The sequence below is a fragment of the Bartonella alsatica genome (genome assembly GCF_013388295.1).
Lineage (GTDB): Bacteria > Pseudomonadota > Alphaproteobacteria > Rhizobiales > Rhizobiaceae > Bartonella > Bartonella alsatica.
The window spans coordinates 380,540-394,761 of record NZ_CP058235.1 but is presented as its reverse complement, the minus strand read 5'-3'; the positions used below and the strand labels follow the sequence as shown (position 1 = coordinate 394,761).

General features: G+C 36.7%; 12 protein-coding genes and 1 pseudogene. 5 read left to right on the top strand and 8 right to left on the bottom strand.

Going from position 1 to position 14,222, the window contains the following annotated elements; translation table 11 throughout:
* Positions 1-155: 155 nt before the first annotated feature.
* From pgeF to lgt, 3 genes are all read right to left on the bottom strand, one after another.
* Positions 156-947, bottom strand: a complete 792-nt coding sequence (pgeF, locus tag HWV54_RS01665; RefSeq protein ID WP_005864812.1) for a peptidoglycan editing factor PgeF — start codon at positions 945-947, stop codon at positions 156-158.
* Between the two features lie 79 nt (positions 948-1,026).
* The gene (locus tag HWV54_RS01660) at positions 1,027-2,106 is read right to left on the bottom strand and encodes a class I SAM-dependent methyltransferase (protein WP_005864814.1); all 1,080 of its coding nucleotides are present in this window, start codon (positions 2,104-2,106) and stop codon (positions 1,027-1,029) included.
* A complete protein-coding gene (gene lgt, locus HWV54_RS01655) occupies positions 2,106-2,960 on the bottom strand; it encodes a prolipoprotein diacylglyceryl transferase (protein WP_005864816.1) in 855 nt (284 codons plus the stop codon). The genes HWV54_RS01660 and lgt overlap by 1 nt, the downstream gene beginning before the upstream one ends.
* 271 nt (positions 2,961-3,231) lie before the next feature.
* Between lgt and HWV54_RS01650 the strand changes: the two genes are divergently transcribed.
* Positions 3,232-3,489, top strand: coding sequence for an accessory factor UbiK family protein (locus HWV54_RS01650; protein ID WP_005864818.1), 258 nt, complete (start codon positions 3,232-3,234; stop codon positions 3,487-3,489).
* A gap of 391 nt (positions 3,490-3,880) precedes the next feature.
* Positions 3,881-4,381 carry a type III secretion system chaperone family protein gene (locus HWV54_RS01645; protein ID WP_005864819.1) on the top strand — a complete coding sequence of 167 codons (501 nt, stop codon included), beginning with the start codon at positions 3,881-3,883 and terminating at the stop codon, positions 4,379-4,381.
* 25 nt (positions 4,382-4,406) lie between these two features.
* On the opposite strand, the pseudogene HWV54_RS01640 reads toward HWV54_RS01645, so the two are convergent.
* Positions 4,407-5,766 (bottom strand): annotated as a pseudogene (locus HWV54_RS01640) (ATP-binding protein).
* Between the two features lie 11 nt (positions 5,767-5,777).
* Positions 5,778-6,485, bottom strand: coding sequence for a response regulator (locus HWV54_RS01635; RefSeq protein WP_005864825.1), 708 nt, complete (start codon positions 6,483-6,485; stop codon positions 5,778-5,780).
* A gap of 140 nt (positions 6,486-6,625) precedes the next feature.
* On the opposite strand from HWV54_RS01635, the gene HWV54_RS01630 reads away from it, so the two are divergent.
* The gene (locus tag HWV54_RS01630) at positions 6,626-7,276 is read left to right on the top strand and encodes an MBL fold metallo-hydrolase (protein WP_005864827.1); all 651 of its coding nucleotides are present in this window, start codon (positions 6,626-6,628) and stop codon (positions 7,274-7,276) included.
* Positions 7,277-7,341: 65 nt separating this feature from the next.
* Here the strand turns inward: HWV54_RS01630 and HWV54_RS01625 are convergent, their stop codons facing one another.
* The 3 genes from HWV54_RS01625 to HWV54_RS01615 form a co-directional block, all read right to left on the bottom strand.
* Positions 7,342-8,034 (bottom strand): BA14K family protein, encoded by a 693-nt coding sequence (locus HWV54_RS01625; RefSeq protein WP_005864830.1) that lies wholly within the window; start codon positions 8,032-8,034, stop codon positions 7,342-7,344.
* Positions 8,035-8,794: 760 nt separating this feature from the next.
* A complete protein-coding gene (uvrB, locus tag HWV54_RS01620; protein WP_005864831.1) occupies positions 8,795-11,110 on the bottom strand; it encodes an excinuclease ABC subunit UvrB in 2,316 nt (771 codons plus the stop codon).
* A gap of 262 nt (positions 11,111-11,372) precedes the next feature.
* Positions 11,373-11,741: an SH3 domain-containing protein gene (locus HWV54_RS01615; protein WP_005864835.1), complete on the bottom strand. Its 369-nt coding sequence runs from the start codon at positions 11,739-11,741 to the stop codon at positions 11,373-11,375.
* A 286-nt stretch (positions 11,742-12,027) separates the two neighbouring features.
* On the opposite strand from HWV54_RS01615, the gene greA reads away from it, so the two are divergent.
* Both greA and HWV54_RS01605 read left to right on the top strand, forming a co-directional pair.
* On the top strand, positions 12,028-12,501 hold the full coding sequence (greA, locus tag HWV54_RS01610; RefSeq protein ID WP_005864836.1) for a transcription elongation factor GreA: 474 nt from the start codon (positions 12,028-12,030) through the stop codon (positions 12,499-12,501).
* Between the two features lie 6 nt (positions 12,502-12,507).
* Entirely contained in the window at positions 12,508-13,566 is a 1,059-nt protein-coding gene (locus HWV54_RS01605; protein WP_005864837.1) for a glycosyltransferase family 4 protein, read from the top strand.
* Positions 13,567-14,222 lie beyond the last annotated feature (656 nt).

The following is a 14,222-nucleotide window of genomic DNA, read 5'->3' as shown; positions in this document are numbered from 1 at the left end:
ACTGAATATTCAAAACAATAATAGCTAAAACTTTCATGTTTTGCGTGTTAAGAGATCATTTTTTGCTAAAAAATAGTATAAGATGGCTTATTGTTTCATTTAGAAAAAAATTTTTAGTGTAGTTTCGGTATTTCTTTTTAGAAAAAAAAAGATACTCATTTTTTATTTTCCAGTAGAATAGCAGAGATTTGTCGTCCGTAATCGGGTACGTTGTGGTGTATCGCACGGCGATAGGAGAAAAAGCGCTGTTCATCTTGATAGGTGCAAAGCTCTACACAAGAAGCATGGACTCCTGCTTCTTTTAGTTGATTCATAATAAAAGCCCATAGATTAAAGTGAAAGTGATTTATTTTATCTGTTTTTAGAAAATATTTTTGGAATTTACTATTGTAATCAATAAATTGGTTGTAAAATTCGCTTGTTACTTCGTAGTGGCAAGGACCAATACAAGGTCCAAGGGCAGCTGTTATTGATTGTCTTTTGGCTCCTTGTTTTTCCATAACAGAAATTGTTTTTTCTATAATTCCATTTAAGCTTCCCCGCCAGCCTGCATGTGTTGCGGCGATGACACCTGCTTGTGGATCAGCAAACAGAATTGGTCCACAATCTGCTGTAAGAACGCCGATTGCTAGATCTTTTGTCGTTGTAACGAGAGCATCAGCTTTAGGAGGTTCATCAATAAAAGGTTGATTAATCACAACAACTTCACAAGAATGTATTTGATTGACAGTAACTAAATTTTGCACTTCAACGTTAAAATAATCGGCGATCAAAATGCGATTTTGTGCAATATCCTTAGGTTGGTAATTTGAACTTTGGTCAATATTAAGGCTTTGGTAAAGACTTTTAAAAAAAGCATTGTGTCGTGTAAAAAAGCCATGTTTTACCCCATAAATATCTAAAGCAGAAAGATTTTTTGCAAGAATGAGTTTAGGGATAGGCTTCATAAAAGTTCCTTGGTTATTTTCGAAATGAGAATAGTGTGTGAAGTACTCATATTTATCGTTTTATTGTTATTATTGATGGTCAAAATGAGGGGGGAAGAGGTATATTTTTATCACTCACATGCAAAACCTTAAACAATGTGCCCATATGATCTGGACTGGTTAGTCGTTCGATATCTTGGAAAATTTTTTCTTGCAATGTCGCACTTTTGTTAGCTGCAAGCTGTCTTGCACGTTCTAGCAAACCCATTTTTAAAAGGAATTCTCCTTGTTCTAGAATTTTAACAAAGCAGCCTTGTTCAAGAGCTATTTTTTTTAAAAATGAAAAACCAACATGTGAAGTTAAATCATGTTCACCGGGAGCATCAAAAATATCGCGGAATTTGTGTTTAGAGAGTGCTTGTAGTGTGTCGCCAAATGCAAGATTAGAAGCACCATAATCGATAAGCAAAGCAGAACCTTTTACTTGTATTAAGCGGTTGCTGATTTGTTGCATTAATTGATACCGTGAGGGTGCATGTTCAAAAATTGTCCCATCTGGTATTTCAGAACAATAGGATTGTAAGAAAGAAGAGAGAAGTTTATGTGGAGTAGCAATAAAGGTGAAATCTCCATTTTGATTTACTGTAATGCGACGTTCCATCCATTCTCCATCGATTTTAATATATTGATTGATGGGGAGTGTGTCTAAAAGCTCATTGGCTATTAAAATGAGAGGTTTTGAAGGGATTTGATTAAAATTTTCAATGCTATGGATTTGTTTCTGATAAGGTGAAAGACATTTTTCTTGTTCTTTTGCGAGCTTTTGACTTATTTCAATAAGAAAAATTTCAGCGGCATTAAATGCTGTGGTGGATAATTTTTGAATGGTACGCAAAATATCATTCATCAAAGTGCCACGTCCTGGACCTATTTCAGCAAGAATAAAAGGGTAAGGACAACCATGGGTTTTCCAGTTTGCAAGAATCCAAATACCAATTATCTCTCCAAATAATTGGCTTATTTCAGGCGCTGTTATGAAATCACCAGCACGCCCAAAGGGAGTTTGCGTTTGATAATAGCCAAATTGAGGGTCAGTGAGTGCCAACGCCATATACTGGCTGACAGTGATTGGTCCATTGAGTGCAATAATCTCTTTAATTTTTTCTTTAAGACTAGCCATTATTTTACAGATTGATGTCTAAAGGCTTGGAAAAGGAGATAAAAACCAAAAAAAAGCATGGGAAGAGATAAAGCCATGCCATAGGTAAATCCAGTGGAGTGAAAAAGGTTAGAAAACCATTCTGGATCTTCTTGAGGAGCACGATAAATTTCTGAAATACTGCGTGCTATTACATAGCCTATAATAAACGTTCCTGCTACAATGCCGGAGCGTTTTAATGCTTTGAAAGAAAAAATAAGAATGAATAAGATGACAAAGAGAAGAAATCCTTCCATGAACGCTTCGTAAAGTTGGCTCGGATGGCGTGGTAGATATCGGGGATCTTGGGGAAAGCAAACGGCCCAAGGTTGTGTGGTAACATTTCCCCATAATTCTTGATTAATGAAGTTGCATATTCGTACAATACCAATACCAATGGGAGCACCGGCAGCAATTAGATCAAACATTGCTCGTATGTTGATGTCATTTTTATAGGAAAACCAAATCATTGCAATAGTGATGCCAATGAGCCCACCATGAAAAGACATTCCTCCATTCCATACTGCGATGATAGCACTTGGATGGCTAAAATAATAAATAGGATCCCATATGAGCACTTGTCCTAAACGACCACCAACAACGATACTGATGGTAGACCAAACAACAAAATCCCCTATTTTTTCTTTATTCATGGGTGGGTGATTTGTATGCCATAGGGATTGTTTTTTTAATAATTTTTGTGCGTACCACCAGGCAAAAAGAATGCCCACCACGTAACCAAGTCCGTACCAATGGAGAGAGACGGGACCTAAACGGACAATTACAGGATCGAGAAAAGATGGAAAAGCAATGGTTGGACAAGAAAAATCATTCATGAGTTAGGCATTTTACATTAATTACATGATAGTTAGAAATGACAGATGTATGCACAATGGTCAAGCCTGGAGAGTGGTAAGTTTCCACTAGATTCTAGTACTGGAACTTTATGATGGTAAAAAAGTGTAAAAGGTTTAAAATAAAATCTGCATGGCAAAATCTGTACAATAGGTAAAATCTATAGAGTAAAAGGAACAAATACAGTATCTAAATGTTATGAAAATACGCTATAATGCATATGTCAATGATTAAAATTTAAGGAAAAACGTTATGCGTAATGGATCAAACCGTATTCTTGATGAATTAGCAAAATTAGCAACAGATGCTGTTGATGTTGCACAAGGTATACGACGTGAAGCTGGAATGGCTTTTCGTTTGCAAGCTGAAAGGATAGCAAATAAACTTGATCTTGTTTCACGCGAAGAATTTGAAACTTTTAAGGATATGGTACTAAAGGTTCATGCCGAAAATGCTGATTTAAAAAAGCGTTTTGATGATTTAGAAAAAATGCAGACACGAAAGAAGTAAAAAAGTTTCTATAAATTCTATGAAAAAGAAAATTTTAGAAAAATATCCCCAATTTTTCCACGTGATGTATGAAACTAAAAAATGCTTAATCTTGAATCTGTTAGAGCAGAGTATCCGCTTATTTTTGAGTTGTTTTTTGTAAAAAAATACTTTTTTTGAATCAGGGGGCTGGTGTTGTGAAATTGTATCAATACACTGAAAAAGCTTGGTGATTCTTTTTATGATTATCAAGCTACCACAGGAAGCATGATTGTGTTCTGGGTACTTGTGTGCTGTCGATGTTTTTAATGTGTATTTGTTTGGTGTAAAAGCTTTGATTGTAGCAAAATGTTGTTACAGTGAGGGTGGTTTATGTTCTGTTGATAATGTTTTAATATGATTGAGGATTATAATGAGGCTTGCATTTAGCGCCACAGAAAGGGAAGAGCATCCTGTTGACTTTATCGAACAGATTGCTTGTAAATATGATTGGTCGTTTGAGCGGGATGCACAAGATGAAATTAGAGTTTGTGTAGAAGGAAAACGGGCAAATTACCACCTTGCTTTTTCATGGATGGAAGAGCAGGAGGCACTTCATTTAGCTTGTGCATTTGATCTTTCTATTGAGAATGCTCAAACAGCAGAAATGCATCGCTTGTTGCTGGCAATTAATGAAAAATTGTTACTCGGACATTTTGATTATTGGCGAGGGAATAATTCAGTTATTTATAGGCAAGGGCTTCTTTTGGCTGGAGGGGTGCATCCATCTCATATACAAGTTGAAACGTTGTTGACACATGCGCTGAAAGTCTGTGAAAGCCATTATGTTGCATTTCAGATGGTTGCTTGGCGTGGAGAAAGTGCCTACAAGGCATTACAATATACTTTGTTTGAAACTGTAGGGAATGCTTAAATGACAAAAATTTGTTGAGCGTTTTTTAGAGACGGTTTGTGAAGTTTTGTTCATAGGGGGATATCATAATGGCACGCAAGCCGCCTAGAGGACTATCATCTAATTGAATATTACCTCCATGGCTACGTGCTATATCTTGAGCAATAGAAAGGCCAAGACCGGTTCCACTAGCGTCTTAATTTCGTGCTTTATCAAGTTTAAAGAACGGTTTAAATACTTCAGTACGCATGTTTTTATCAATGCCAGGTCCATCATCATCAATAGTCATTATAAAAGATTCTTGTTGAGATATGGCTGTCAGTTTTACGGTGTTGGCGTAACGAAATGCATTTGTCACAAGATTACTTACCAGGCGGGTGAAGGCACGGGGACGTGCTTGTATTTCTGTTGGGCCTTCGATGGTGTAGGAAAATTGACGTTTGTGAAGATGAGCATCGGCGGAGAATTTTTGCATAAGAGCATTTAAATCAAAGATTTTAACATTTTCATTACCCTCGTCACGAGCAAATGCAAGATAGTCTTCTAACATATTTTGCATATCACGAACATCTTGCTCAAGGGGACCATCACAGTTAGTATTTGCTAATGCTAGCTGAAGTTTAAATCGGGTAAGGATGGTTCTTAAATCATGGCTTACGCCTGAGAGCATCATGGTGCGTTGTTCGATTTGACGTTCAATACGTTCACGCATGTGTAAAAAAGCGATGCCAGCACGACGGATTTCGTCAGCTCCTTGTGGTTAAAATCCTTCTGGTAAAGGACGACCGCGTTCAAAACTTTCTGCTGCTTCAGCCAATTGTTGAATTGGTTTAATTTGGTTGCGTAGGAAGTAAATTGCTATCAGTAATAAAACAAGAGCTGTTCCTACCATCCAGCTTAAAAAATAGTAGTGTTAGAAGCATAGGCTTGGCTACGCAGTGCGAAAACGCGTAAGATATTGTGACCAAGGTGGATGCGGATTTCGACAAGGTTAGAATCACCTACTGTATCAATCCAAAAGGGGCGATTAATTTGGCGGGTGATTTCTTCACTTAGGAAATAATCAAGAATTGCAAAAAATGGTTTTGGTCCTGGAGGAGGAAGAGGAGTAGGAGGCAGAATAGCAATGTTTAATCCCATACGTTGTTGTGCAATACGCTTGATATCTTCATAGTTATCTTGTTGCGGATATGTTTCAATGATATCAATAATAGCTGAAATATCATGGACAACAGCGGTTGAAAGACGCTCGGTAACCATTTGCCAATGGCGTTCCATAAAGACGTAGCCGATTACTGTTTTCAGGAGGACCATAGGAGCATAATGATGATCAAAGAGCGGGCATAAAGCCATTTAGGCATCTTCTTTGTCAACCATCGGATCAGCTTTTTTGAGGATTTGATCATACTATGCTTATTCAATTTTCAATTGAAAGTTTATAACCTATTCCTCGCACGGTTTGGAGCCATATAGGAAGTGCTGGATTTTTTTCGATCTTATGGCGAAGGCGATTGATTTGTACATCAATGGCACGTTCACTGATATTTTTATTATCCATTGCAAGTTTATGACGTGGAATTATATCTCCTGCATTTTCGGCAAAAATAACCATCATTTTTTGTTCTTTATCTGTCAATTTAATAATTTCTCCTTTTTTCTTAAGTTTGCGCTGTGCAATAGAAAAAATATATGGTCCAAAAACAATTTGCTCGATTTTAGGTTGGTTTACTGGAAAACCACGACGTAAAATGGCCTTAATACGAAGGAGAAGCTCACGAGGGGCAAAAGGTTTAGTGAGATAGTCATCAGCGCCTGCTTCTAAACCGTGAATGCGATTGTCTATTTCTGACAAAGCTGTGAGCATAAGGATAGGAATATCTCTTGTTTGACGAAGTGAGTAGGTGAGATCAATACCATTTTGCCCAGGCATCATGATATCAATGATAAGAAGATCAAAATCTAAGCTTGAAAATTGCCATTTTGCTTCATCAGCATTAGCAGAAATTGTAACACGAAATCCATTTTTAATGAGAAATTGAAATAAAAGATTGCGAATACGGGTATCATCATCAATCACAAGAAGGTGAGGTGCACCGTCACACAAAACTTGAACGTGATCGGTCATTCTTCAAAACCTTGAAAAAATTTATTTTTATAAAATTCAAGTTTACATAAGTTGCATAAAGCTGTCGAGCAGGCTATTTTACTCTATAAAGAAGAAAATGCTTCTTTATAAGGTTGGAATTTTACTTTGAAAAGAATATCATGGGTAATTTTAGTACACATATTATTCCGGTTACACCTTTTCTACAAAATTGCACTTTGCTTTTTGATAATGAACAAAAAGTGGGGGTTTTAGTTGATCCGGGTGGTGATTGGCTGCGCGTTCAAGAAGTGATCCGACAGATGGGTGTTATCGTTGAAGCTATTTGGATAACACACGGTCATTTTGATCATGTGGGAGCTGCAATGCAAGCTAAAGAAGCACTTAATGTTAAAATTATTGGTTCACATCACAATGATAAACCTGTGATGGATGCTGTGAGAGAAAGTGCAAACAGTTACGGCATTAGTGATGCGCGTGTTTGTGTTCCCGACCAATGGTTAAAAGATGGTGATAGTGTTCATTTTGCTGGACATGTGTTCAATGTTTTTCACACACCGGGCCATTCTCCTGGGCATGTCATTTATTTCAATGAGAAACAACGTTTTGCCTTATTGGGTGATGTACTCTTTCGTGGGTCTATTGGACGTACCGACTTTCCTTTTTGTTCCCATGAGGAATTGATGAAATCTATTCGAGAAAAAGTTTTACCTTTAGGCGATGACGTTCATTTTATTTGTGGACATGGACCAGGAAGCTACTTAGGTTATGAGCGTCAGTGTAATCCTTTTCTTCAAGAACTCAACATATAACCAAAAAAACACTTTCAAGTGTTTTTTTGGTTACCTAAAACTTGTTTAATAGAGTACAACAGAAGTTAATTTAACGGAGCATAACAAAAGTGATTTAAACCGTCATAACCTCGAAAAGTACCTGTTTTAGGGTTGAATGAACGGTATTTTTTTGTGCAATATTCAAGCCAAGCGGTTGTCCATGGTTGCTTGGTAGGCTGATATTCCATAGTTTGCTGCACTTGATAAACCATTTTATTTTGCGGAACTTCTTGATAGATTACCCGGTTTTGTGGTGGGACTTGATAAACAATTTGTGGTTGCTGTGGTTGCTTTAAAATATTACCAAGAATTGCGCCCGCAGCGAGCCCAAGAACACTTGCTGCTAAAGTATCACCACTGTTTCCAGAATTTCCTCTATATTCATGGATATGGCGATGCGTTGTCGTTTTGGTCGTTTTGCGCTCAACATAGCGATGTGTCTTGCGTTCAATATTATGATAACTATGTTTCCGGCTTTGACGGTTAACATGGCGATAGTCTTCAGTAGAATAAGGGTGATGTGTGCTGAGCATAGAATGGGAGCTATGATTATTAGAATGAATACTAAAATTGTGAGGAGAAAAACCGGTCTCCATTTTCTTCTTCATACTATCTATTTCTCTCTTAATATATTCTTTCTGAGTTGAAATTATATCGGCAAGTGTTGTACCTAGTGGCATCAAAACAGTTGCAGTTGATATTACTAATAATACCACTAATCTGATCACTTTTTGCATAGCGATACTCCTTATATAAATCGTATTTTTCACATCTTATACGTACCAAACTGAATAGAGCCTGAACGATTTTAGATTTTATTTTGATAGAAACGCATCATGGGCTATTTAGTTGAATAAATACTACAAAATTATGGAATAATATTGTGATTAAAATTTAATTTCAACAATATACTCTGTTCGGATTGAGTTATAAGCGCATATTAATAGCCGCGTTTTTACCATGGGAATAAACTTTTCTGAATGATTCTCTCTTTGCAATACCTGATCTGTATGACAAAAGACTTCCTTTTCGTCATTATAGGCTTATGATATCATGATAGAGTCTTATTTTATCTGTTTGTTCTATAGAACATTATACTTATTTGATTATTTTTTGTAAGATTGGATAGTCTTTGTTATCAGGGTTTTGCTGTATGCAGACAATCATATGTGGGAAATTTTTTTATATTTAGGGAACATTTTCTTCAATTTATTATGCTTGTTTAGAGTTTAGAAGTGTTATTAGTGTATTTTCACAGTTTTTGCGATTTTCTATAACGTGTTTGAAAAAGCACGATTTCTTGAAAAGTCAAAATTTAAAGTATTTTTAAAAAAATATTTTCTCTTAGATTGTTTTAGATAAATTAGAGAATCTCTAATATTTGAGATTATCCATTTTAAGGCTATGCTATTTGCTTTTTAGCTTTAGTAGTTTTTTAGAAGAGCTAAAAATTATTTTGGACGGTTGGAGATTTTTTGCTCCGTTTTTTTTGCTCCGTTATTGGGTGAGTTTTTTTCGTTTTATTATTGCTTGATTAGGAGTGTTTTTACGAGATTTTTGTTTTCCTTTTCGATTTTCCGAAATGCTAGTATTTATGGCTGATTCTACGTGATCAAGATCTGATGTGGTAAAAAGATTTGATTTTATTATGGGCTCGTGGATAGATTGTTCTTTATGATGTTTTAAGGAATCATCTGCAATTACGAGTTCTATTTTCTGTAATTGTTTGATTTCATCACGAAGGCGTGCAGCTTCTTCAAAGTTAAGATCAGCTGCTGCTTCACGCATTAATTTTTCAAGATGCTGAATATGGAGTGTTAAATTGTTACCAACCATATTGTTTTGCCTGATAATGTCAAAAACATTTGTATGAGTATGGTATTTTTCTCCTCCTGAATTGAGAATATCGTCGATATTTTTTTTGATACTAGTCGGTGTGATATGATGTTCTTTATTATATGCTATTTGTTTTTGTCGACGTCTTTGTGTCTCCTGTAAGGCGCGTTCTATAGAGCCAGTAATTGTATCGGCATAAAGAATAACGCGACCATCTACGTTGCGTGCAGCGCGTCCAATTGTCTGCACGAGTGAAGTTTCAGACCGCAAAAAACCTTCTTTGTCCGCATCTAGAATGGCAACAAAGCCGCATTCTGGAATATCTAAGCCTTCTCGTAGTAAGTTGATACCGATTAAGACATCAAAGGTGCCGAGTCGTAAATCGCGAAGAATTTCGATGCGTTCTAATGTATCAATATCAGAATGCATATAGCGTACACGGATACCTTGTTCGTGAAGATATTCTGTCAAATCCTCGGCCATACGTTTCGTGAGGACAGTTACCAATGTACGATAGCCTTTATGAATTGTTTTACGAATTTCGTTTAAAACATCATCGACTTGGCTGGAAGCTGGGCGAACTTCTGTTTGTGGATCAATAAGTCCTGTCGGGCGAATAATTTGTTCGGCAAAAATGCCGTGAGATTGTTCTATTTCCCAGCGTCCTGGTGTTGCAGAGACAGCAATAGTTTGCGGGCGCATAGCATCCCATTCTTCAAAGCGTAAAGGACGATTGTCCATACAGGATGGAAGGCGAAATCCATATTCTGCTAGAGTTGCTTTTCTTCGAAAGTCACCTCGGTACATGCCAACAATTTGGGGAATAGTTACATGGCTTTCATCAATAAAAACGAGAGCATTAGATGGAATATATTCAAACAGTGTTGGTGGTGGTTCTCCAGGTTTACGTCCCGTTAAATAGCGTGAATAATTTTCGATTCCAGCGCATGAGCCGGTAGTTTCTAACATTTCTAAATCAAAAATTGTACGCTGTTCTAAGCGTTGTGCCTCTAAAAGACGTCCAGCTGCGTTCAATTCATTGAGGCGTTGGACGAGTTCTATTTTAATAGCTTTCATGGCTTGATTTAATGTTGGCCGCGGTATTACGTAGTGTGAGTTAGCGTAGATTTTAATAAATTGAAGGTCGCCCGTTTTTTGTCCTGTGAGAGGATCAAATTCAGTAATTGTTTCTACCTCATCACCAAAGAGTGAAATACGCCAAGCACGATCTTCAAGATGGGCAGGAAAAATTTCGATTGTATCACCGCGGACACGAAAAGAACCACGAATGAAGTTAATATCCTGTCGATAGTAGTGTTGCGAGACTAAGTCAGCTAGTAATTTCCGTTGATTGATGGTGTCCCCTTTTTTTATTTGCAAAGTCATAGCAGTATAGGTTTCTACTGAGCCAATTCCGTAAATGCAGGACACAGATGCAACAATTATAACGTCGTCACGTTCAAGTACAGCACGAGTCGCAGCATGGCGCATACGGTCGATTTGTTCATTAATCGAGGATTCTTTTTCAATATAAGTGTCAGAGCGTGCAACATAGGCTTCTGGCTGATAATAGTCGTAATAAGAAACAAAATATTCGACAGCATTATAGGGGAAAAAGCTTTTAAATTCTCCGTAAAGTTGTGCAGCTAGAGTTTTATTTGGTGCTAAAATTAAAGCTGGGCGCTGTAGTGTTTCGATAATTTTAGCCATTGTATAAGTTTTTCCTGAACCGGTCACACCTAAGAGAACTTGTGTACGCTCATTCTTTTCAATTCCCTCAACCAGAGTTTTAATTGCTTTAGGTTGATCACCTGCTGGTTCAAAAGGCGTTGCGAGTTGAAATGAAATACCGCCTTCAGATTTTTCAGGACGAACAGGGCGGTGGGGTGTCCATAATGCACCGTTTTTAAAAAGGGGATTGCCTGAGGCAATAAGTGCAGAAAGAGCTTCTACTGTTGCTGTCATACCATTTTTCATTGTTGTTTCCTTTGATATAAAAGTGCTTATGGTTTTAAAGGAAATACCAAGTTTTACAATTTAATCGCGATAACGATAAGAACGCTACAGAGCAATTTTATTTCAGATGATTGAATATTTTATAGATCATTAATCAAATTTTGAATATGAAATGAGCTTTTTGGGTGTTGAGAGTGTGGTGACATTTGTAACTTTTCATGTATGCTTTTTTTGCACTTTGATAATGTTTAATAGGGTATTGGTTATACTATTCATCGTGACTTTATCGAGGGTGACTATATGTCATGTGATTTGTTACAAAAAACATTGTATATGTGTGATAAAGGTCGTTACCATTTTTAAATGAGAGGTAACGAGATGATACCCAACCTGTTTGGCTGTTATATTTTATAGAGCACCAGTTTCCTTTACAGGTTTGAACAAATACTAACTCTCCTGCGGGGATTAAACCACGAAGGGCATACTGAGTGCTTGGTCCTGTTCTAAAATTAAGATTTCTTGTGACAAAGGCATCCGCAGCTTTGGATACTGTTGTAGCTAAAAAAAGAAGGCCAAACACAAAAAAATTTACTAACTTTTTCATTTTTCTGTAGAGGATTCCTTTAGAAATTTTTCTTCCTTCTCTTTTCATACAAGATCTCCTTGTGCTAAATTATGGTAAAACAGAAAAAAATACAATTCTTTACTTCTTTAGAATTCTTAATGGTAGAACGAAGTTTGGCATTTTAAACGCCAAGATATTAGGTAGTTTAAACATAATTAGTGAATGCTTTGGTTCCTTTTTTATTTTTATATGGAAAACAAAAATGCTGTACTATATAATAAGGGAGATTGTGGTTTTCGGATTCCAGAAATGATTTTTGGAAGCCGTTTTTTGTATTTTATTGAACCTTCCGGGTAACAGAAAGGGACGGATTATGGAAAAAGTTCCGATGACTACAGCTGGTTTTGAGAGTCTTAAAGAAGAGTTACGTTGGCGTCAACAAAAGGAACGTCCACGAATTATTGAAGCAATTTCTGAGGCGCGTGCGCATGGTGATCTATCAGAGAATGCTGAATATCACGCCGCGAAAGAGGCACAAAGTCATAATGAGGGGCGTATAAATGAGCTTGAAGATTATATTGCGCGGGCGGAAGTTATTAATGTTTCCCGTCTTTCAGGCGATAAAATTAAATTCGGAGCCACTATCAAGCTTTTAGATGAGGATACTGAAGAAAAAAAGGTTTATCAGATCGTTGGTGATCAAGAGGCTGATGTAAAAACTGGTAAAATTTCCATTTCTTCGCCTATTGCACGTGCACTCATTGGTAAGCAAGAAGGGGATGTAATTGAAGTAAATGCACCGGGTGGTGCGCATAATTACGAAATTATTAAAGTTCAATACATCTAAATTGTTATGCGTGTATCTTTGGAAGAAACGGAGATTATTGCCCCTCACTTTAAAAAGCGTTTATCAGGAGTGACATCTACGGTTATTCAGCTTATTCCATTACAGCGAAAGCAGGGAATGTGTATATCCACTTTTGGATTTGGATTACCAAAGAATTTGCCAGCTCTCACCTTTAAGGATCTTTTCGGGCTTTGGAAAAGCCCGAAGGGTAAACCGTTTCGTATTTGGCATGCACGGCGTAATATTGAGATGCTTTGTGGCGTTTTTTTACGCGATGTTTTGCAGATGAAGCTAAAACTCATCTTTACATCAGCATCTCGACGCCACCATAAGCCTTTTACTAAATGGTTATTGCGTCGTATGGATAAAGTTATTGCTACCAGTGCATGCACAGGGACTTACTTAGAGGTGCCTCATCAGGTTATTATGCATGGGGTAGATATTAGGCGTTTTTCACCTCCAAAAACGCTTAATGATTGCTTTTCTTCATCTGGGCTTTCAGGAAAATATGCAGTGGGGTGTTTTGGACGTGTGCGTTATTTAAAGGGCACTGATTTGTTTGTGGATGCAATGATAGCATTATTGCCACAATATCCTGAGTGGACAGCGTTGATTGCTGGTCGTACTACAGCACAACATTATAGTTTTGAAAAAAAACTGCGCTGGAAGATTTCTGAAGCTGGTTTGAGTGATCGTATTATTTTTCTTGGTGAGGTTCTTAATACACCTCTATGGTACCGCCGTTTATTACTTTATGTAGCACCTTCCCGTACAGAAGGTTTTGGTTTAACTCCCTTGGAAGCAATGGCATCACAGACAGCTGTTGTAGCCAGTGATGCAGGAGCATATAAAGAATTGGTAGCGGAGGGAACAGGAACAGTTGTTAAAGCAGGAGATGGAGGTGCTTTAACGATAGCGATTGAGCATTATTTCGCTGATTTAGAAAAAACAATGGCTGCAGGAGAAAAAGCTTTAGCTTATGTTCGCACCCATTTCCCTTTGGAAAAGGAGGCGGCAGCAATCGGAAGTGTTTATAAGGAATTGTTTACGGAAAAAATACTTTAAATATATTAGATCTCTTCTTGAGAGGTAGAAAGAGTGCGCTACCTTTAAAGGTTTAAATGAATAAATACTTTGTGTGAACAGCTTATAATACAAATATTATTTCATACAATTACAGGTATATTTTTGAGGTGATGCAATAACTATAAAACTCTTTGATAAAATAACTAGATTGTAGCTTTTAGAATGATGTAAAGTACAGATAAGGGGTAGATTGTTTTTATTTCGGTAGTGCTTTTTTTTTGAGACGGGGTTGTTCAAGCTGTTTTGGTTGTTGTAGGGGGGAATGATTATGTATTATTTCAATAATAAAGATTCATATCAAATATACCATAATGAAAAAATATTTTTACTTTTTATGCTTTTTCTTAGTCAGAGACCATTGGTAAAATCTACTAGAATATTATGTGAAGTAGTTCTCTTTTTAATAAGGGAAATTGACAAATGAGAATGCTGTAAGATTTTAATGGATTTAAAAGGTCTTGAATGGCATTTAAAATTCGTACTTACATCTATTTTAAATGGTCGGAGCGCTAAAAAAGCAGATAAGAATTCTCATTTTATGCCGGCTTTATATTGCTTGTATGATTTAAATGTTTGAAGCTCTTTAAAGATTCTTCAATAAATTGAATTAAGATCAGATTTTATGCATACATGGT

Bases quoted from the DNA above. Each gene is read 5' to 3' on its own strand.
- HWV54_RS01650 (WP_005864818.1), top strand. From the start codon at position 3,232: ATGCGTAATGGATCAAACCGTATTCTTGATGAATTAGCAAAATTAGCA.
- HWV54_RS01645 (WP_005864819.1), top strand. From the start codon at position 3,881: ATGAGGCTTGCATTTAGCGCCACAGAAAGGGAAGAGCATCCTGTTGAC.
- HWV54_RS01660 (WP_005864814.1), bottom strand. From the start codon at position 2,106: ATGGCTAGTCTTAAAGAAAAAATTAAAGAGATTATTGCACTCAATGGA.
- greA (WP_005864836.1), top strand. From the start codon at position 12,028: ATGGAAAAAGTTCCGATGACTACAGCTGGTTTTGAGAGTCTTAAAGAA.
- uvrB (WP_005864831.1), bottom strand. From the start codon at position 11,110: ATGAAAAATGGTATGACAGCAACAGTAGAAGCTCTTTCTGCACTTATT.
- HWV54_RS01625 (WP_005864830.1), bottom strand. From the start codon at position 8,034: ATGCAAAAAGTGATCAGATTAGTGGTATTATTAGTAATATCAACTGCA.
- lgt (WP_005864816.1), bottom strand. From the start codon at position 2,960: ATGAATGATTTTTCTTGTCCAACCATTGCTTTTCCATCTTTTCTCGAT.
- HWV54_RS01630 (WP_005864827.1), top strand. From the start codon at position 6,626: ATGGGTAATTTTAGTACACATATTATTCCGGTTACACCTTTTCTACAA.
- HWV54_RS01635 (WP_005864825.1), bottom strand. From the start codon at position 6,485: ATGACCGATCACGTTCAAGTTTTGTGTGACGGTGCACCTCACCTTCTT.
- pgeF (WP_005864812.1), bottom strand. From the start codon at position 947: ATGAAGCCTATCCCTAAACTCATTCTTGCAAAAAATCTTTCTGCTTTA.
- HWV54_RS01605 (WP_005864837.1), top strand. From the start codon at position 12,508: ATGCGTGTATCTTTGGAAGAAACGGAGATTATTGCCCCTCACTTTAAA.
- HWV54_RS01615 (WP_005864835.1), bottom strand. From the start codon at position 11,741: ATGAAAAGAGAAGGAAGAAAAATTTCTAAAGGAATCCTCTACAGAAAA.